The following is a 19,221-nucleotide window of genomic DNA, read 5'->3' on the forward strand; positions in this document are numbered from 1 at the left end:
GCGTGGGTTAGCAGAGTGTTATCGCTGGTGGCGGAGGTAGAACCTCCTCGGGCCGGGGCGACTTTCCGCCCCGGCCCGAAACCCCACTGCTGCCCACAGCGTCGAACCCGCCGCCGCGATGCTCACGTCTTCTCCGACCTCACTGGCGCTATAACGTGAGGACCCCGACGTATTCGCTCACCCGTTCAGGCGGCGAAATACCCTTCCAAACTAGCTACGCGGGTGCGACTCCCGACGCTCGGCCAGATCCAGATCGAAATAACAGCTGAAATGCTGGTAGTGCCGTTCATCGCGTTGTCGAGGGTCGCCTACGTCCACCTCGCACTCGCTGGCGTCGCGTCCGTCGTCACCGCCAATGCTCCGCAATTCTCAGCCCTGATAGTCCGCATCGCCACGACACCCAGCGCTGATCGACACCATCCACCGGATCATCGTCTACGGTCATTTCGTCAGAAAGGAGAAACTCTGGTGCCTTTGGGGACTGGTGGTGTCAACCTGGGTGAAAGCGCCGACGCTCTATTGGCCCTATACGTCGCTGAACGCGAGGCCGGCGGAGTTGTGCAAACCAGCATTTTGGTGATCTGGATTGCGGCAACCACATACCTGACTGCCGCCTTTGGCGTCATCGGGTTGCTCCACGACAAGCTTGACGCGCCGTACCTCTATTATTTGCTGCCTGCACCTGCGTGCGCACTGGCCGGCTACCACCTGATCCTCTTCGGCATTGGAGTAGTCCGGTCGAACTCAATTGAAAAACTCGAAAAGGGTGTGCTTCGAAAGATACATTCGACCGATGTAGGCATGGCAAGTCGCGATACCTTCGGTTCGGCCGCAGAGACAAACTGGACTACTTGGGGCAAAGACAACCTATCAATGACCGCGTCGGGAGTAATCGCTTTTCTCGTTCCGTACCTGTCCGCACTTGCCCTCACCATTGTGTGTCTGTCGAACGTCTCCACCCAATGCTCGAACGTTTCAGATTCATGCGGCCCCGCCTTCTATGCTGCATCGCTTATCTACCTGACCGTGGGAATTTCTATCGCAAGCCTCGCAATGAAAACTGTACGAAAGCTAGGTGCGGAAAACTAAGTGTGCGCATATCGGTCGACGCCGCAACGCACTAGGTTAATACGTTCGCGTAAAGCGCTTCGAACGCACAAATTGTGTTCGTCAAATCGTGTCGGCGTGCAATAGATCGACTGCGCTTTCCCATCTCCAGCCGTGCCGAATCAGAGGCGATTACAATCTTTATCGCGCGTGCGAGGCCGCCGATATCACCGGGTTGGTATAAAGCGCCATTAACGCCTTGCTGGACAAGGAGCGGTAGGGCATGCGAATCAACGGCCACCACCGGCAGTCCAGAAGACATAGCCTCCAGAGTTGCGATACTCTGCAGTTCAACTCGGCCGGGCATGCAGAATACGTCGGCTCGCGTGTATTCGGCGCCCAGATCAGCATCTTCTACCGTCCCAATGAAATGGACACGCGAGTCAACATCGATCGAACGAGCAAGCTTTTTGAGTCGCGACCCCTCGGACCCGCTGCCGACTATTCTCAGCTGCATTGCCGACAAGTAAGGCAGCACGCGTATCAATTCGTCCACGTGCTTCTCTTTATCTAACCTGCCGACGAAGAGCAACGTGGAGGCCGCTGAATGTCCATCGGCACCCTTCGGTCGGAACCGCTGTAAGTCAACGCCGCACGAAATCGCAAGACCACGAGTTTCACCAGTCTTTTCTCGAAGCACCTCGACTGCATGCGACGTTGGAACCGTTACCGCGTCAGCCTTTCGAAGTACATTCGCCAGATCCCGCCATGCAATTGATTTGATCGTTCCGTACATCCAATTCGGAACTCTGACAGGTAATTGCCACCTCAGATTCTCGGGCATAAAATGATTGGTAGCCACCAGCGGAATGTTCCGCCGTCCAGCTTCGATGGCGGACAGGCGACCGACCAAGAAGTGTGCCTGAATGTGAATGATGTCAGGCACAGCTTCGTCAAGTACTTCAGAAACAGCAGCTCGGGCACGGCTTATATCGGCAATGCGAAAAGTGGGGTGCCAGGGATACCGGTACGAGGGGATGCGATGAATAATGACACCGTGCCGCACCTCTCGATACGATTCACCGGAAGGCGAGGGGGCGATGACGTGCATCTCGTGGCCTTTGGCCGCAAGACCGACGGCCAGACGCTGGCTAAATATAGCGGCGCCATTGATGTCGGGCGGATACGTCTCGCCGCAGAGCGCAATTTTCACGTCGGCTCGTTCAATGGCAAGGGATCTGACGGTGGTGCATAGTCATCGCACAGAGCTTAGCCCCAGCGTCCCTACACACCTCAATCTGCGACGGACCGTCAGCCTCAATGACGGCAGCCAAGTTACCGTTGCGGACACTCACCCCAACAGCTCCCGGCGTGTGGTGCTGGCCATCCCCGGATGGAAGGGGACAGACGTCGGCATTCGCACGCTCACCCGTTACATGGTCGCTGCCGGCTTTCGGGTAGTAACTGTCAACCTGCCTGGCGCTGGGCTGACTGCTCGGTCTGTGGCCGTAGACGATCTGGACGCCCTCATAACGTTGATCGAGGAGGCCGCGCGTCAACTTCAGATCGGGGAATTCATACTCCTCGGTCATTCTTTCGGTGCAACCATCGCCACTTACTTTGCGGCACGGAAACCGGATGCGATCAAGGGGCTCGTCCTAGTGTCACCGGTGGTCGATCCCGGCGATACCGCAGCTAGGATTTCAGGCTACGCGGCAAGAGCTTTTGTAGGCATCAGTAGCCACATCCTGAGCGAGGCACCACGCTACATATCTGATCGTCTGATCCGGTCGTCAGCCATAGCCAACCTTTCAAACACACTCTTGGCCAGGCGGGGTATTCGCGGAGTTGCACGCATACGCAAGTTGTCGCTCCGCGAACATGGATTCGCCGCCGATCCAAGCGCGATGGCAACCCAGCTACGCCTGGCGTTTGAACATGGGTGCGGAGCCTACGCAAGCGCAGTCAGTCTGCCTGCCGCGATCATCGCCGGCGATCGCGATCAAATGTCTTCCCCGGCCGCGCTGGATCGCCTGTGCAATGCGTTTCCAAACGGTCGCCTTGTTTGTGCACGGGGGTCTGGGCATCTGGGCCATCACGAAGACGCCGACGTCTTCGGGCGGCTTGTTGCCGCCGCGCTGTCTGAGTTGACGAACACCGTCTGAAAATCGAACGGTTCAGATTCCGGCGCACAAGCGACGTAGGAATCGACGCGCAGATCCCGACGCACAAACCCGGCGTGGGACCGCCGTTTCGCACAGGCGGGGGCTGGAGCGGGCCCGGCGTGGAAGCGGTACCGCCATGCAGCTGTTGGTCGGTGGATCGAAGACTGTCCCGCTGCCACGCTCGGTAGCGTCGGCGGTGGCCGCTGCAACCACTGTCGCGAAGGCGATCGGCGTAACCGCAGCGGTGCCCACGAGAACGATCTGACGAATATCGATCACCATGTGCAGACCTTTCACCGGATCCGACTCCGGCTCTACTCGTAGTCGAATTTGCGCCTGCTGGGTGCCGCTGTCAGCGCCTGAGTTCAGCCTCAGAGAAGCCCGTTTCCTGTCGGTACGCTGGGAGTCATGAACGGCGTTCTCGTCATCCTCATCATCCTGGTCATCGCGGCGATCGCGTTCGTCGTCTACAACTCATCCCAGGCGAACGGCCGCAAGGCCGCCGACTCACTGGCCGACGCGAAGGCCGACGCCAGGCGGGTGATCGAGCGACTCGGCGGTCAGGTGCTCAACCTGACAGGTAGCGACGACGCCTCCAAGCAGGCGATGGCCGATGCCTCGGAGCGCTACACCGCAGCGTCCTCGCAGATCGACCAGGCCACCACGGTCAAGCAGGCAGAGCTGGCCAAGGAGAGCGCCGTCGAGGGCCTCTACTACGTGCGGGCGGCCCGTACCGCCATGGGCATGGATCCCGGGCCTGAGCTGGAATCCCTTGCCGGACAACGCTCTGCGGGCTCGGTTACCGAGGATCGCCGGGTCGAGTTCGAGGGACGCCAGATCGAAGCCTCCCCGACCCCCTCGGAGCGCACCCCGAACTACTACCCCGGCGGCCGGGTCGCCGGCCGGCCGGTTCCCGCCGGCTGGTACTCCGAGCCGTGGTGGAAGCCGGCCCTGGTGGCCGGCGCCTGGGGCGTCGGGTCGATGCTGCTGTTCAGCGCGATGTTCTCCGGGATGGCCGGCGTCGGCTATGACGCGCAGGCGTTCGAGAACGGCTACGGCGACGGATTCCAGGACGGCATGGAGCAGGGCCAGCTCGACGGTGGTGGCGATTACGGTGCCGAGGGGGCCGGCTGGGACGGCGGCGGCGACTCCGGTGGTTGGGATTCCGGCGGCTGGGACGGCGGCGGCGACTTCGGCGGCGGCGATTTCGGCGGGTTCGACTTCTGACTCGCCGAGATTGACGATATGGCCGCGTGCACTCACACAAGTTGACCCGTTTGTTCGTTTGGGCGGGATTTAGAGCCGGCTTTCCAGTCGGGCGGTGACGCCGGCCTCCTGCAGGTCGAGACGTTCCAGCATGGCCCGCACCGCCTCGTCCTCGATGCGACCCTCATCGCGTTCGGTGATCAACGCCGTGCGCTGCGCGGAGAGCACCGACCGGTAGACCCGGGAGAACACCTCGGCGCGTTTGGTGAGCGCACCCGGGTCGGGCATCTCGTCGGCGTCCTGGGTGTGCCGGGCGATGGTCGCCCGGATCTCGGCCACCAGCAGCGGATTGATGCCGGCCGGCGGGTTGGCCCGGAACTCGGCGAGCACCTCGTCGGCGGCGGCCTGTACGACGAGCTCGGCCTTGACCTCCTCGGCCCGGTCTGCGGCGTGGTCGTCGGTGAACCGCGACAGCTGGAGCCGCCGGATCAGCAACGGCAGCGTCGACCCCTGGATCAGCAACGTCCCCACGCTGACCACGAATGCGATGGCCTGGATGGTCGCGCGTTCGGGGAACGGTTCACCGGACACGGTGGTGGCCGGGATCGCGGCCGCCGCGGCCAGCGTCACCACCCCACGCATCCCGGTCCAGGACACCACGACGTTCTCCTGCCAACTCAGCGAGCGGCGGTCGATCCGGGAACGCCACCTGCCCGGACCTTTTCGGCGTGGCTCCGGCGGTGGGACACTCCATTTGGCCTCCACATGCCGGGCCAGCTTGCTGCGCCCGAACATCAGGAACACCGACAGCGGTCGGATCACCAACACGATCAGCAGCACGATCAGCGAGGCCACCACGACCTCCATCACCGATTCGTGCGCATCCTGCAGGTCCTCCAGCACGAATCGCAGGTGCAGGCCGATATAGGCGAAGACGAACGCCTCCAGCAGCACGTCCACCGAGTTCCACACATACCGTTCCTGCAGGCGGGTCTGGTACCCCGCGGACAACGTGCCGTTGCCGACGATGAACCCGGCGACCACGACGGCCAGCACCCCGGAGGCATGCATCTCCTCGGCGACGATGAACGCCGCGAACGGGACGACGAGGCCCTGCACCGTCTCCAGCCCGGGGTTGGCGAGGCGCTTGCGGAGCCACAGCGTGATGTAACCCAGCGCGGCACCGACCACGGGCCCGAGCACCGCGCTGTAGGTGAACAGCAGGAACGGGTTCTCGATGAAGGTGTGGGTGCCGGCCACCTGCGCCACCGCGATGCTGAACAGCGTCAGCGCCGCGGCATCGTTGATCAGGCTTTCGCCGGTCAGGATGGCCATCACCCGTTTCGGCAGACCCAGTTTGCGGCCGACGGCCACCGCCGTCACCGCATCCGGTGGCGCGACGATCGCACCCAGCACCAGCGCGGTGGCGAACGTCAGCGGCACCACCACCAGCCATGCCGAGACGGCCGCCACCGCGAATGCACTGACCACGACGAGCCCGACGCCGAGCCCGAGGATGGGCCGGATATTGCGCAGGAACGTCGGGAACGAGAAGTTCAGCGCCGCCGAGTACAGCAGGGGCGGCAGCACCACCGTCAGCAGGATGTGCGAGTCAAGTTCCGGCGGCTCGAAATCCGGCGCGAAGGACACCAGGATGCCGACCACCACGATGATCAGCGCAGGTTCCAGCCCGCGCCGATGCGCGATGGCGGTGACAACGATGGCTCCGACGACGACGAGAATCAGTTCCACTCGGAACATTCTCCCCTGAGGATGTTCTCAGGTCTGACAGGTGGGGCACCAGAACACGTTGCGGGCTTCGAGTTCGGCGGTGAGCACCGGTGTTCCACACACCCGGCAGGGCTCCCCGGCGCGTCGGTAGACGTAGGTGCGCGGCCGGCCCGGGCCGTAGGACGGCGCGCCGTGGTCGTGTTCGGGGCGGACCACCACGATCTTGCCCCGACGTACCCCGACCTTCATCAGCTCGACGAGGTCGGCCCACATGGCGTCCCATTCGTCGCGATCGATATGCGTGCCGGGCCGGTACGGGTCGATGCCGTGCCGGAACAGCAGCTCGCTGCGGTAGACGTTGCCGACGCCGGCGAGCACCGCCTGGTCCATCAGCAGACCACCGATGGTCCTGCGGGACTTGGAGATTCGTTTCCAGGCCGGCTCCGGGTCGGCGTCCTTGCGCAGCGGGTCGGGCCCGAGCCGGGCCACCAGGTCGTCGACTCCCCCGGCGTCGATCACCTCACAGACCGTCGGGCCGCGAAGATCGGTGCCGAACTCGGCGCCGACGATGCGCATCCGGACCGCGCCGACGGGCATCGCCAGCGGTAGTGGCGACTCGGTGAATGTGCCGTACAGACCGAGGTGCACATGCACCACGGCGCCGCCGTCGTAATGGTGGAACAGGTGCTTGCCCCAGGCGTCGGAGCGGCGCAGCACCCGACCGTTCACCGCGGCCGCACCATCGCTGAAGCGGCCCTGCGGGCTGGACACCGTGACCGGCGCGCGGCCGAACCGCTTCTGGTGCAACCGGGCCAGCCGGTGCAGAGTGTGGCCCTCGGGCATGGGTCAGGCGGGCGCGCCCGGAACCGGCGGCGCCACGTGGTCGACCTCGTAGGCGGCCAGGATGTCGATCCGACGCTGGTGGCGCTCGGCCTCCGACCACGGGGTGGACAGGAAGGCGTCGACGATGGCCAGCGCCTCCTCTTCGCTGTGCATGCGTCCGCCGAGCCCGATGAGCTGGGCCTTGTTGTGCTGGCGGGCCAGCTGTGCGGTCTCGACACTCCAGGCCAGCGCGCAGCGGGCGCCGGGCACCTTGTTCGCGGCGATCTGCTCACCGTTGCCCGAGCCGCCGAGCACGATGCCCAAGCTGTCCGGGTCGGCGACGGTCTTGACCGCGGCGTCGATGCAGAACGCCGGGTAGTCGTCCTCGGCGTCGTAGGTGTAGGCGCCGCAGTCGATCGGCTCGTGGCCGTTGCTCTTGAGGTGCTCGATGATGGTCTTCTTGAACTCGAATCCGGCGTGGTCGGCACCGATGTAGACGCGCATGGCGGTAACCCTACAAACACCTCCCGCCCAAACGAACATTTGGGCGGAAAAGTGCGAGTGAACCACGCCAGAACGTCAGTCTCGGTATCGGAGATTCCGCCGTCAGCCGACTGTGATCGCGTCCAGGCGTTCCTTGATGAAATCGGCCGAGGTCACCGGATCCAGCCCGCCGACCCGCCCGATCGGCGGTTCCAGCGGGGTGACCAGGGCGTCATGGTTGGCCTCGTAGAAGTAGATCAGTGAGACCAGGTCCTCCTCGGGAGCATGCGGCTGTGGGGGCAGCACGCGGTGCCGTCCGGACGGCCAGCGCCGCCCACTCCAGTACTCCAGCAGGTCACCGATGTTGACGGTCAGCGCGCCGGGCTCCCAGGGCGCGTCTTCCCAGCCCGCCTCCTCCGAGTACACCTGCAGCCCACCGGCTCCCGGTTCGCGATCCAGCACCGTGACGGTGCCGAAATCGGTGTGCGGGCCGATGCGGAACTGCCCGGGCTCCGGTTCGCCGACCACGCTCACCGGCGGGTAGTGGTTGATGTTCATCGTCCAGGTCGGCTGGCTGGCCAGCGCCGTGAACGGGTTGTCCGACAGCCCCAGAGCGTGTGCGAACAGCGCCAGCAGGTCATCGGAGAGGGTGCGCATCGCGGCGGTGTACTCGTCCACCAATGCCTGCAGGTGTGCGACCTCGGCCGGCCAGACATTGGGTGCAAACCAGATGAGGTCCACCTCCGGATCCCCGGTCGTGGTCTCCGCACCCAGGCTGAAGCTCTCCTTCAGATCGGGCGGGGTCTCGGTGCCCTCGGCACAGGCGTTGGCCTCTGCGCCCGGACCGATCCAGCCGTGCCCGCCGACGGGTACCGAATAGCGTTGTTTCACCTCGTCGGGCAGCGCGAAGAATTCCCGACTCGCCGCGCGCACCCGCGCCGCCAGCTCGGCGTCGACGCCGTGCCCGGTGACCACGATGAACCCGGCCCGCTGCAGACCCTCGTCGACCTCGGCGGCCAATCTGTCGGCATCCGCCCCGCCGGCATACCAGCGCGAGATATCCACTGTTGCAATGGCACTCATTCGGCCACCCCGATGTCCTCGTTCCACAGTTCGGGATGCGCGGCGATGAAATCCTCCATCATCGTCACGCACCGTTGGTCGTCGAGCACGGTGACCGCGACGCCGTTCTCGGCCAGCCAGTCATGTCCACCGGAGAAGGTCGTGGCCTCGCCGATGATGACCGCACCGATGTTGAACTGGCGCACCAGCCCGCTGCAGTACCAGCATGGCGAGAGCGTGGTGACCATGACCGTCGACCGGTAGTCCTGCTGCCGGCCGGCGCTGCGGAAGGCGTCGGTCTCACCGTGCACCGACGGATCGTCGTTCTGCACGCGCCGGTTGTGGCCGCTGCCCAGCAGTATGCCGTCGTTGGTGAACAGTGCGGCACCGATCGGAATTCCGCCCTCCGCCAGACCTTTTCGGGCCTCGTCGACAGCGACGTCGAGCATCTGTTCGGGTGTCACGCCGGCACCTTCTCGGCTTCGATCTTGGATCGGCAGAACACCAGATAGCACCCGGCGGCGAGCACGAACCCGACGAAGAATCCGATGTCACCCAACTCGGGCAACGCCCGTACGGCATATCCCACGAACAACTCCTGATTGCAGAACAGCAGGAACGACACCACCAGACCGACCAGGAACGACAGTAGCCCCGGCCAATTGGAATAGGTGTGGTCATAGAGGAATCCGTCGACGCGGTGACCGCGGCGCAGGATTTGATCGGCGAACACCACCCCCAGCCACGGGCCCACCCAGTAGGCGATCAGGAACAGGAAGCTCTTGTAACTGGTGGCGGCGTCGGCCAGCGCCCACCACGCGACCAGGAAACCGGCCAGCCCGAAGAAGGCGGTGGCCAGCGCCCGCGCGATGTGCGCAGGCAGCTTGACACCGGTGGTGACGAAGGCCATCCCGGCCGAGTAGACGTTGATCGCGTTGGCGGCGACGGCACCGATCGCGATGGCCAGCAGTGTCGCGGCGGCCAACCAGCCCGGCAGCGAACTGGTGAACGCGTCGGTCGGGTTGTCCGTCGCGGCCGTCACGATGGTGACGGATGCGGCGCCGACGATCGCCAGGATGGTGCAGGCCAGGAACAGTCCGGCCGCGGCGAACAGGCCGGTGCGCGCCGGGGACACGTTGCTCGGCAGGTAGCGGCTGAAATCGGCTGCATACGGCGCCCAGCCCGCCACATAGCCGAAGGTGGTGCCGACGGTCAGCAGGAATCCGCCGAGCCCGCCGACGCCGCCGTCGAGTGCGGGTGCGGCCAGGTCGGCCTTGGACATGATGACCACCGAGGTGATCGCGAAGATCACCGCCAGCACCGGGAACGCCCACCGCTCGAACGCCTGGACCAGGTTGTGCCCGAAGAAGGCCAGCGCGGTCTGCACGATGACCACCAGCAGCAGCGAGGGCAGCGCGCCGATACCGAACAGCGTCGACAGCGCGAACGCCGCGCTGATGCTGTTGGTGGCAAACCAGCCGACACCGGCGGTGATAGCCATCAGCGTCGACGGCACCGCATTGCCCTTGTAGCCGAAGGAAAGTCGCCCGACCACCATCTGCGGTACGCCCAGCCGAGGTCCGCGGGAAGACAGGAAGGCATGTGCGATCGCACCGAGCCCGGCGCCGACGATGATGCCGGCGGCCGCCTGCCAGAAGTTCATGCCGAAGTAGGACACCGCCAGCACACCCAGGAAGATGGTGGCGAATTCGAGGTTGGGCGAGGCCCACGTCCACAGCAGTTGGCTGGGCCGGCCGTGCCGGTCGGCCGCTGCGATGAATTCATTGCCGCCGGGTTCGACCGCAACGATACGGTCCCGGTAGCTGCCGTCGGTGCTGGGTTCAGCCGCTGTCATTCTCAGCACCTTTACCTGTGCGGCACATGGTTGCAACCGGAACGACCGAATTTCACACCTGCGGATTTCGTGGCCGGACACCTGGAGGACACCCGCTGGATGGTTGCTGTTCATCTCGGAATTGGTTGTCCAGCAAGCTAACCCGCGCGTCAATAAACTTCGTCGTGCTTGCTAGATTGTCTGCGCATTTCGGAGTGGACGGACACAGATGGGAGAAACCGATGGTTGGCGCGGTGTCGGTATCGGTGCGGGAGGCCATCGCGGGTGACGCGGTGGGGCGATGGCTGCGCGACGTCCGGGATCCGGCCGAACGCACCCACCAGCTGACCAAGCTGTCCACCGACGAGCTGCGCACCCTGGGCGGGCGGCTGGACCATGTTGCAGCCGTGGAGTTGTTCGAGTCGATCGACGACAAGCTGGCCGCCGAGGTGTTGGAGGCGATGAGCCCGCGCAACGCCGCCGAACTGCTCGACGTCCTCGATCTCGACCACGCCGCCGATGTGTTGCGCGAAATCAGGGACGCCCCGCGTGATTCGCTGCTGTCGGCGCTGCCGCAGGTCCGCGCCGAGGCGCTGCGCGGACTACTGAGCTGGCCCGCCGACTCGGTGGCCGCGCACATGGTGCCCGAGGCATTGACCGTGCGCCCGGACATGACGGTGTCGGCGGCGATGCACACGATCCGCGGCGACGCCGCGACCTTGCGCAGCGATTCGCGCACCGGCGCTTATGTTTACGTCACCGACCACGACAACCATCTGCTCGGTGTGCTCGCCTTCCGGGACCTGGTGCTCGCCGATACCGACGAGACGGTGTCAGCGCTGACCCAGAGCGATGTGCTGTCGGTGTCCCCATTGACCGATGCCGAGGATGCGGCGCAGGCACTGCTGGATTACAACCTGGTGGCCGTTCCGGTCGTCGATGCCGAGAACCGGCTGCTGGGCATCCTCACCGAGAACACCGCAGGCGATATCACCGAGGAGGAGGCCACCGAGGACGCCGAGCGCCAGGGTGGTTCGGAACCGCTGGAGGTGCCGTACCTGCGTGCCTCACCGTGGCTGTTGTGGAAGAAACGCATCGGCTGGCTGTTGCTGCTGTTCATCGCCGAGGCCTACACCGGCACCGTGCTGCGCCACTTCGAGGAGGAGATGGAGGCCGTCGTCGCGTTGGCGTTCTTCATCCCGCTGTTGATCGGCACCGGCGGCAACACCGGCACCCAGATCACCACGACGCTGGTCCGCGCGATGGCCACCGGTCAGGTCCGGTTGCGCGATGTGCCCGCCGTGCTGGCCAAGGAGATGTCCACCGGCATGATGATCGCGCTGACCATGGCGCTGGCCGCGTTGATCCGGGCGTGGATGCTCGGTGTCGGCCCGGAGATCACGCTGACGGTGTGTCTGACGGTGGCGGCGATCGTGTTGTGGTCGTCGTTCGTGGCGTCGATCCTGCCGCCGGTGCTCAAGAAACTACGGGTCGATCCCGCGGTGGTGTCGGCGCCCATGATCGCCACCATCGTCGACGGCACCGGGCTGATCATCTACTTCATGATCGCGCACGCGACGCTGTCGCAGCTGCAGGGGCTGTAGATCGATCAGTCGAATTCCGGCGACTCGTGCCGCGTGCGCTTCAGCTCGAAGAAGTGCGGGTAGGACGCGAAGATCACCGAGGCGTCCCACAGCTTGCCGGCTTCCTCGCCGCGCGGGATCCGGGACAGCACGGGACCGAAGAACGCGACACCGTTGACGTGGATGGTGGGCGTGCCGACATCGTCGCCGACGGCATCCATCCCGGCGTGGTGGCTCTTACGCAGCGCATCGTCGTACTTGTCGGTGCCCGCGGCCTCGGCGAGTTCGGCGGGCAGGCCGACCTGCTCCAACGACTTCTTGATGACGTCGTCGAAGTCCTTGTTGCCCTCGTTGTGGATGAGGGTGCCCATCGCGGTGTACAGCGGGGACAGGATCTCCGAACCGTGTGCCTGCTCGGCGGCGATCGCCACCCGCACCGGGCCCCAGGCCTTTTTCATCATCTCGGCGTAGTTCTCCGGGAGGTCGCGGCCCTCGTTGAGCACCGCCAGGCTCATGACGTGGAAGTTGACCTCGATATCGCGCACCTTCTCGACCTCGAGGATCCAGCGCGAGGTGATCCAGCACCACGGGCACAGCGGGTCGAACCAGAATCCTGCGGTGTCCTTCTGGGCAGTCTTCTCAGCCATTCGATCGATCCCCTCGGTTGCAGTGTGGCCACTCTCCACGACGGCACAACTATCGCCGCCGGGCATATGTTCCCGCCAGAGGACTAGGTTGGTCGCGTGGCACTTCCCAATCTGACTCGCGACCAGGCCGCCGAACGCGCCGCACTGGTGACCGTCGACAACTACCGCATCGACCTGGACCTCACCGTGGGTGAGAAGACCTTCCGATCCGTCACCACCGTGACGTTCTCCGCGCTGGCCGGCGCCGACAGCTATATCGACCTGGCCGCCGACACCGTGCGCAGCGCCACGCTCAACGGCCACCCGCTCGACGTGTCCGGGTACGACGAGGCCACCGGCATCCCGCTGCCCGGGCTCGCCGAGCGCAACGAACTCGTCGTCGACGCCGACTGCCTGTACTCCAACACCGGCGAGGGGTTGCACCGTTTTGTAGACCCCGTCGACAACGAGGTCTACCTGTACTCGCAGTTCGAGACCGCGGACGCCAAGCGGATGTTCGCCTGCTTCGATCAGCCTGATCTGAAGGCCACCTTCGATGTGACGGTGAAGGCGCCGGAACACTGGCAGGTCATCTCCAACGGGGCGACCTCGTCCGTCGCCGGAGCCGCCCCGGCGGCGACATCGAGTTCCGCGGTAGTCCATCAATTCGTCACCACCCCGAAGATGAGCACCTATCTGGTGGCACTCATCGCCGGTCCGTACGCCCGCTGGGACGATGTCTACTCCGACGGCCACGGCGAGATCCCGCTGGGCATCTTCTGCCGCGCCTCGCTGGCCGAGTTCATGGACGCCGAGCGGCTGTTCACCGAGACCAAACAGGGTTTCGGCTTCTACCACAACAACTTCGGCGAACCCTACGCCTTCGGCAAGTACGACCAGCTGTTCGTGCCGGAGTTCAACGCCGGCGCCATGGAGAATGCCGGCGCGGTGACCTTCCTGGAGGACTACGTCTTCCGGTCCAAGGTGACCCGCTACTCCTACGAGCGGCGCGCCGAGACAGTGCTGCACGAGATGGCACACATGTGGTTCGGCGACCTGGTCACCATGCAGTGGTGGGATGACCTGTGGCTCAACGAATCCTTCGCCACCTTCGCCTCGGTGCTGTGCCAGGCCGAGGCCACCGAGTACACCCAGGCGTGGACGACCTTCGCCAACGTGGAGAAGTCCTGGGCCTACCGGCAGGACCAGCTGCCCTCGACGCATCCGGTGGCCGCCGACATCCCCGATCTGCACGCCGTGGAGGTCAACTTCGACGGCATCACCTACGCCAAGGGCGCCAGCGTGCTCAAGCAGTTGGTGGCATATGTCGGCCTCGAAGCTTTTCTCGCCGGCCTGCGCGACTACTTCCGTGACCACGCCTTCGGTAACGCCACCTTCGGTGATCTGCTTGGCGCCCTGGAGAAGTCGTCGGGCCGCGACCTGTCCGGCTGGGGCCGGCAGTGGCTCAAGACCACCGGGCTGAACACGCTGAGCCCGTCCTTCGACGTCGACGCCGACGGCAAATTCACCCGGTTCGCGGTGCGCCAGTCCGGTGCCGCGCCGGGAGCCGGCGAGACCCGGGTGCACCGGCTCGCGGTCGGCATCTACGACGACGATGACAGCGGCAAGCTTGTCCGGGTGCACCGCGAGGAACTCGACGTCGAAGGTGACGTCACCGATGTTCCTGCGCTGGTGGGTGTTTCGCGCGGAAAGTTCATCCTGGTCAACGACGACGACCTGACCTACTGCTCGTTGCGGTTGGACCCGGAGTCGTTGCAGACGCTGCTGCACCGGATCGCCGATATCGCCGAGCCACTCCCCCGCACGCTGGCCTGGTCGGCGGCCTGGGAGATGACCCGCGAGGCCGAACTGAAGGCCCGCGATTTCGTGGCGCTGGTGATCGCCGGGATCCATGCCGAAACCGAAGTCGGTGTGGCCCAACGGCTGCTGCTGCAGGCGCAGACCGCGCTGGGCTCCTACGCCGACCCGGCGTGGGCGCAGGAGAACGGCTGGCCGGCCTTCGGCGATGCACTGCTGGATGCGGCGCGCGAATCCGCTCCGGGCTCGGATCACCAGCTGGCGTTCGTCAACGCGCTGTGCACCTCGGTGCTCGCCCCGAACCACGTCGCGGTGCTGTCGACACTGTTGGACAACGAGCCGGCCGCGGTGAACCTGGCCGGCCTGGTGATCGACACCGATCTGCGCTGGCGCATCGTGACCGCGCTGGCCCGGGCCGGGGTGATCGACGCCGACGGTGCCGAGACCCCCTTCATCGACGGCGAGTCCGCCGGTGACAACACCGCGGCGGGTAAGCGCAACGCCGCCGCCGCAGCGGCCGCACGCCCCCAGCGGGTCGTCAAGAACGCCGCCTGGCAGCAGGTGATCGAGGACGACACCATCGCCAACATCACCACCCGCGCAATCGTCGGCGGCTTCGTGCAGCCCGGCCAGGGTGAGCTGCTGGCTCCCTTCCGGGATCTGTACTTCGCCTCCATCTCCGGGGTGTGGGAACGTCGCTCCAGTGAGGTCGCCCAGACCGTGGTGATCGGGCTGTACCCGTCCTGGGATATCAGCGAGGGCGGACTGTCCGCGGCCGACGCGTTCCTGGCCGGCCCGGATGTGCCGCCGGCGTTGCGTCGGCTGGTCCTCGAGGGTCGCGCCGGAGTGGAGCGCTCGCTCAAGGCACGCGCCTTCGACGCGAGCTGATTTCCTCGCGAGCGGCCGTGTCTGTACGTCGACACGCCGTCAGAGATGACAGTTCACGGTCGCTCGCGGGATCTGGGTGTCGGGGCATCTAGGCTGCCGCCATGGCGCACCCGAACAGCCGCAGAGCCCGCGCGGCACGCCGTCGTACCCGGCGGGTGAAGGCGGCGGCCAACGACCTCACCACCGCGCAGTGGACGTCGATCCAGGACGCCTGGGGCAGCTGCGCCTACTGCGGGGTGACCGATAAGCCGCTGCAACGGGACTGTGTGATGGCGATATCGCGCGGCGGGCGCTACACGATCGACAACGTGGTGCCCGCCTGCGCGGCGTGTAATGCCAGCAAGTGCAATGACGAGGTGACCGGCTGGATGCGGCGCAAGCGTCTCGACGAGCGGCTGTTCCTGGAGCGCTACGTCGCGATCCGGGCGCAACTCATCTCCCGGACAGCAGTCGACCCCGGTACCGAATTCGATACCGGGGCCGATGAAGCTGTTGTCAGGCCGGCGAGACCGCTGCCGACATGACGTTGACGGCGCTGACGAGTGCGTCGATCAGGTTGCCCTCGCGCAGCGAACCGAGCGCGGCCGACACCCCGAGCGGGGCGGCCGTCTCGGCACCGCGGCCCTTGAGCTCGGACCCGAAGACCACCTCGATGGCCTTCTGATTCGGCGACACCGCGAGCAGCATGGCGTTGTCGGCCGTGGGCACCTTGGCCAGGATCTCGCGAGCGCTCGCCGCGGTATCCGCACCGAGGTCGCCGATGTAGACCGCGAAACGCGCCTTGGCGTACCGAGAGCCGTACTTCAGCGCATCGTCGAGCTTGACCAGATCCTTGGTCGAGAACGGATAGTGCACCGACAGTTGGCCCGGCTCGGTGACACCCGAGATACGACCAGAGCTGGTCAGGGCGAACCCGTGGGGCAGATCGACATCAGTCACCGGGACGGCCGGGGCATGGCTACCACTTGCCACTTGCGCCACCTCCCACCGTCACATGGTCACCATGGCCGCCGTGCCCGTGGTCAGCCGGCTCGTCGGCGGCCCACAGAATCGGGTCGTGCGTCCACTCTTCGGAAAGCTTGTACGGTTCCGGATGGGGTCCCTTGTGGCGATAGGCCAGTGCGGCCAACACCAGAAACAAGAGCAGCGGGATCCCACCCATCAGGCCATGGGTAAGTGCTGTGCTCACCAGGCAAACCTAGCGTAAGCCTCGCTCACGCCGCTCCTTCACCCAGATATCTGACCCATGCCGGGTCGAGTTCCTTCACCGAGGAGATCAATCGCCAGTGCTGCCCCTTGGGCGGCATCGGTGCCGAACGCAGCGCCCAACCCAACTCGGCCAGCAGCCGGTCGGCCTTACGGTGATTGCACGCCGAGCAGGCCGCGACGCAGTTCTCCCAGGAATGCTCGCCACCACGACTGCGCGGGATCACATGGTCGACGGTGTCGGCCTTGCCGCCGCAGTAGGCACACCGGAACCGGTCGCGATGCATCAGCGCGGCGCGGGTCATCGGGATACGGGCCCGGTAGGGCACCCGGACGAAGGTGCGCAACCGGATCACCGAGGGCACCACGATGGTGCGGGTCGCGGAGTGGATGACCGGTCCGGACGGGTCATCGTGCACGACGTCGGCCTTGCCGCACATCAGCATGATGACGGCGCGACGCATGGGCAGCGCGGTCAGCGGCTCGTAGGTCGAATTCAGCAACAGCACCCGTCGTCGCCCCCAGACCGAACCCTGGTGGACGGTGGGCAGAGCGTCGGCGACTTGTAGAGGACGCGCGGCACTAGGGGCGACCACGGCCGTGGGGTATCCGGCTCCCGCTCGTCGAGCAGGGCTTTTTCTGCGCTGCGACATTCGTCCTCCGGGGGACAGTCCACCATGATTTGTGGTCGCTCGCACGGCTATTTCGACTGTGTTCGCTGGTCAGTCCGGTGAACATCGGGTGACATGCCTTTTAGCCCGGCTGATCGCCGCCCCGTGCGGACCGATGACGGCAGATCGGGAACAATGGGTCCGGTGACCCAGGCGCAGCACTCGTTCTACGACGAAGTCGGTGGCCACGACACCTTCACCAAGATCGTGGCCAAGTTCTACGAACTGGTGCGCGAGGACGAGATCCTGCTTCCGCTCTACCCGGAAGACGATATGGACGGCGCCGAGGAGCGCCTGCGACTGTTCCTGGAGCAGTACTGGGGCGGGCCGCGGACCTACTCCGACAACCGCGGGCACCCGCGGCTCCGGATGCGGCATTCGCCGTTCCGGATCGGCTTCCTGGAACGTGACGCCTGGCTGCGCTGTATGCACACCGCGGTCGCCACCATCGACGCGCAGACCCTGGACGACCGGCACCGTCAGGCCCTGCTGGACTACTTCCAGATGGCCGCCGATTCGATGGTGAACTCGGCCTTCTGATGACCTGGTGGGCGGACGCAGTGTTCTACCAGGTCTACCCGCGCTCGTTCGCCGACAGCAATGGCGACGGCGTCGGCGACCTGGACGGCATCACCTCGCGACTCGACTACCTGGCGGCCCTCGGTGTGCAGGCGCTGTGGCTGAACCCGGTGATGGTCTCGCCGATGGCCGACCACGGTTACGACGTGTCCGACCCGCGCGATATCGATCCGCTGTTCGGCGACCTGCCCGCGCTGGACCGGCTGCTGACCGCCGCGCATGCCCGCGACATCAAGGTGACCATGGACCTGGTCCCGAACCATGTCAGCTCGGCGCATCCGTGGTTCGTGCAGGCGCTGGCCGATCCGGGGCGCCGGGACCGGTTCATCTTCCGTGACGGTGTCGACGGCGGGCCGCCCAACAACTGGGTGTCCATCTTCGGCGGGCCGGCCTGGACCCAGGTGCCCGACGGTCAGTGGTACCTGCACCTGTTCGACGCCGCCCAGCCCGATCTGAACTGGGAGCACCCCGAGGTGTTCGCCGATATCGAGACGACGCTGCGGTTCTGGCTCGACCGCGGAGTCGACGGCTTCCGCATCGACGTCGCCCACGGCATGGCCAAACCGGCCGACCTGCCGGACATGGATCTGACCGACAATCAGCTGCTGCGCAACCGCGCCGACGATCCACGCTTCGACAACGATGCGGTGCACGATATCCACCGGTTCATCCGACGGGTGCTCGACGACTACCCCGAGGCGGTGACCGTCGGCGAGATCTGGGTGCATGGCAACGAGCGCTTCGCCAAGTACCTGCGTCCCGACGAGCTGCACCTGGGATTCAATTTCCAACTGGTGCAGGCGGATTTCTCCGGCAACGCCATTCGCGCGGCGATCGACAACTCGCTGGCGTCGGCTGCATTGGCGGGAGCCGCCCCGACCTGGACGCTGTCGAATCACGATGTGGTGCGCGAGGTCAGCCGCTACGGCGACGGCACTCCGGGTGTCGCACGGGCCCGGGCGATGGCACTGGTGAAGCTGGCACTGCCGGGATCGGTGTTCGTCTACAACGGCGCCGAACTCGGCCTGCCGAATGTCGAGCTGCCCGACGAGGTGCTGCAGGATCCGGTGTGGGAGCGCTCCGGTCGTATGGAGCGCGGCCGCGACGGCTGCCGGGTACCGATGCCGTGGGGTGGGCACCAGCCGCCGTACGGGTTCTCGTCGAGCACCGAGACCTGGTTGCCGATGCCGACCGACTGGGGACCCTTGACCGTGGCTGCGCAGGCGGGCGATCCGGCGTCGATGCTGGAGCTGTACCGGCGGGCGATCGAATTGCGCACGCGTCGTCCGGAATTCGAGGGATCCACAGTGGAATGGCTGGGGACTTCGGTGTTCCGACGCCCCGGCGGACTGATTTGTGTGTTCAACACCGGGCCTGCGTCGATGCTGCTGCCCGACGGTGAGGTGCTGCTGAGCAGCACGCCACTGGACGACGGGATGTTACCGCCGGACGCCGCGGCCTGGCTCGTGTGATTTCGGCGCGCTTGCGTACGGTGGGCGT

19 protein-coding genes are annotated in these 19,221 nt (G+C 65.5%); 8 read left to right on the forward strand and 11 right to left on the reverse strand.

All coding sequences use genetic code 11. From position 1 onward, the window contains the following. Positions 1–222 precede the first annotated feature (222 nt). The gene (locus ACLBYA_RS29770; protein WP_447713077.1) at positions 223–1,089 is read left to right on the forward strand and encodes a hypothetical protein; all 867 of its coding nucleotides are present in this window, start codon (positions 223–225) and stop codon (positions 1,087–1,089) included. Positions 1,090–1,120: 31 nt separating this feature from the next. Here the strand turns inward: ACLBYA_RS29770 and ACLBYA_RS29775 are convergent, their stop codons facing one another. After that, entirely contained in the window at positions 1,121–2,260 is a 1,140-nt protein-coding gene (locus ACLBYA_RS29775) for a glycosyltransferase (protein ID WP_447713078.1), read from the reverse strand. Positions 2,261–2,420: 160 nt separating this feature from the next. Between ACLBYA_RS29775 and ACLBYA_RS29780 the strand changes: the two genes are divergently transcribed. Together ACLBYA_RS29780 and ACLBYA_RS29785 are read left to right on the forward strand one after the other, a co-directional pair. After that, positions 2,421–3,212 carry an alpha/beta fold hydrolase gene (locus ACLBYA_RS29780; RefSeq protein ID WP_447713079.1) on the forward strand — a complete coding sequence of 264 codons (792 nt, stop codon included), beginning with the start codon at positions 2,421–2,423 and terminating at the stop codon, positions 3,210–3,212. Positions 3,213–3,620: 408 nt separating this feature from the next. Continuing rightward, positions 3,621–4,439 (forward strand): DUF1542 domain-containing protein, encoded by an 819-nt coding sequence (locus ACLBYA_RS29785; RefSeq protein WP_447713080.1) that lies wholly within the window; start codon positions 3,621–3,623, stop codon positions 4,437–4,439. Between the two features lie 69 nt (positions 4,440–4,508). Here the strand turns inward: ACLBYA_RS29785 and ACLBYA_RS29790 are convergent, their stop codons facing one another. From ACLBYA_RS29790 to ACLBYA_RS29815, 6 genes are all read right to left on the reverse strand, one after another. Then, entirely contained in the window at positions 4,509–6,170 is a 1,662-nt protein-coding gene (locus ACLBYA_RS29790; protein WP_447713081.1) for a cation:proton antiporter, read from the reverse strand. Positions 6,171–6,197: 27 nt separating this feature from the next. Continuing rightward, the gene (locus ACLBYA_RS29795; RefSeq protein ID WP_447713082.1) at positions 6,198–6,992 is read right to left on the reverse strand and encodes an Fpg/Nei family DNA glycosylase; all 795 of its coding nucleotides are present in this window, start codon (positions 6,990–6,992) and stop codon (positions 6,198–6,200) included. Positions 6,993–6,995: 3 nt separating this feature from the next. Then, positions 6,996–7,475: a ribose-5-phosphate isomerase gene (locus ACLBYA_RS29800; protein ID WP_447713083.1), complete on the reverse strand. Its 480-nt coding sequence runs from the start codon at positions 7,473–7,475 to the stop codon at positions 6,996–6,998. Positions 7,476–7,577: 102 nt separating this feature from the next. After that, entirely contained in the window at positions 7,578–8,537 is a 960-nt protein-coding gene (locus tag ACLBYA_RS29805) for an isopenicillin N synthase family dioxygenase (protein ID WP_447713084.1), read from the reverse strand. Then, positions 8,534–8,980 (reverse strand): nucleoside deaminase, encoded by a 447-nt coding sequence (locus ACLBYA_RS29810; protein ID WP_447713085.1) that lies wholly within the window; start codon positions 8,978–8,980, stop codon positions 8,534–8,536. The genes ACLBYA_RS29805 and ACLBYA_RS29810 overlap by 4 nt, the downstream gene beginning before the upstream one ends. Next, positions 8,977–10,371 (reverse strand): purine-cytosine permease family protein, encoded by a 1,395-nt coding sequence (locus ACLBYA_RS29815; RefSeq protein WP_447713086.1) that lies wholly within the window; start codon positions 10,369–10,371, stop codon positions 8,977–8,979. Before ACLBYA_RS29815 ends, ACLBYA_RS29810 begins: the two co-directional genes overlap by 4 nt. 221 nt (positions 10,372–10,592) lie before the next feature. On the opposite strand from ACLBYA_RS29815, the gene mgtE reads away from it, so the two are divergent. Beyond that, the gene (gene mgtE / locus ACLBYA_RS29820; protein WP_447713087.1) at positions 10,593–11,954 is read left to right on the forward strand and encodes a magnesium transporter; all 1,362 of its coding nucleotides are present in this window, start codon (positions 10,593–10,595) and stop codon (positions 11,952–11,954) included. Positions 11,955–11,959: 5 nt separating this feature from the next. Here the strand turns inward: mgtE and ACLBYA_RS29825 are convergent, their stop codons facing one another. Continuing rightward, positions 11,960–12,580 (reverse strand): mycothiol-dependent nitroreductase Rv2466c family protein, encoded by a 621-nt coding sequence (locus ACLBYA_RS29825; protein ID WP_447713088.1) that lies wholly within the window; start codon positions 12,578–12,580, stop codon positions 11,960–11,962. A gap of 96 nt (positions 12,581–12,676) precedes the next feature. Between ACLBYA_RS29825 and pepN the strand changes: the two genes are divergently transcribed. Both pepN and ACLBYA_RS29835 read left to right on the forward strand, forming a co-directional pair. Beyond that, positions 12,677–15,265: an aminopeptidase N gene (gene pepN, locus ACLBYA_RS29830; RefSeq protein ID WP_447713089.1), complete on the forward strand. Its 2,589-nt coding sequence runs from the start codon at positions 12,677–12,679 to the stop codon at positions 15,263–15,265. A 101-nt stretch (positions 15,266–15,366) separates the two neighbouring features. Beyond that, entirely contained in the window at positions 15,367–15,789 is a 423-nt protein-coding gene (locus tag ACLBYA_RS29835; RefSeq protein WP_447713090.1) for an HNH endonuclease, read from the forward strand. On the opposite strand, the gene ACLBYA_RS29840 is transcribed toward ACLBYA_RS29835, so the two are convergent. From ACLBYA_RS29840 to ACLBYA_RS29850, 3 genes are read right to left on the reverse strand one after another with little or no spacing between them, the layout of a single operon-like run. After that, complete coding sequence (locus tag ACLBYA_RS29840; protein ID WP_447713091.1) at positions 15,761–16,237, reverse strand: DUF5130 domain-containing protein; 477 nt, start codon at positions 16,235–16,237, stop codon at positions 15,761–15,763. The two genes, ACLBYA_RS29835 and ACLBYA_RS29840, sit on opposite strands and share 29 nt — an antisense overlap. After that, entirely contained in the window at positions 16,224–16,454 is a 231-nt protein-coding gene (ctaJ, locus tag ACLBYA_RS29845) for an aa3-type cytochrome oxidase subunit CtaJ (RefSeq protein ID WP_447713092.1), read from the reverse strand. Before ctaJ ends, ACLBYA_RS29840 begins: the two co-directional genes overlap by 14 nt. A 25-nt stretch (positions 16,455–16,479) precedes the next feature. Continuing rightward, positions 16,480–17,124 carry an HNH endonuclease gene (locus ACLBYA_RS29850; protein WP_447713093.1) on the reverse strand — a complete coding sequence of 215 codons (645 nt, stop codon included), beginning with the start codon at positions 17,122–17,124 and terminating at the stop codon, positions 16,480–16,482. 153 nt (positions 17,125–17,277) lie between these two features. On the opposite strand from ACLBYA_RS29850, the gene ACLBYA_RS29855 reads away from it, so the two are divergent. Together ACLBYA_RS29855 and ACLBYA_RS29860 are read left to right on the forward strand one after the other, a co-directional pair. Then, entirely contained in the window at positions 17,278–17,682 is a 405-nt protein-coding gene (locus ACLBYA_RS29855) for a globin (protein ID WP_447713094.1), read from the forward strand. Beyond that, positions 17,682–19,193 carry a glycoside hydrolase family 13 protein gene (locus ACLBYA_RS29860; protein ID WP_447713095.1) on the forward strand — a complete coding sequence of 504 codons (1,512 nt, stop codon included), beginning with the start codon at positions 17,682–17,684 and terminating at the stop codon, positions 19,191–19,193. The genes ACLBYA_RS29855 and ACLBYA_RS29860 overlap by 1 nt, the downstream gene beginning before the upstream one ends. The last annotated feature ends 28 nt before the right edge of the window (positions 19,194–19,221 follow it).

The sequence above is a fragment of the Mycobacterium sp. C31M genome, assembly GCF_053345865.1.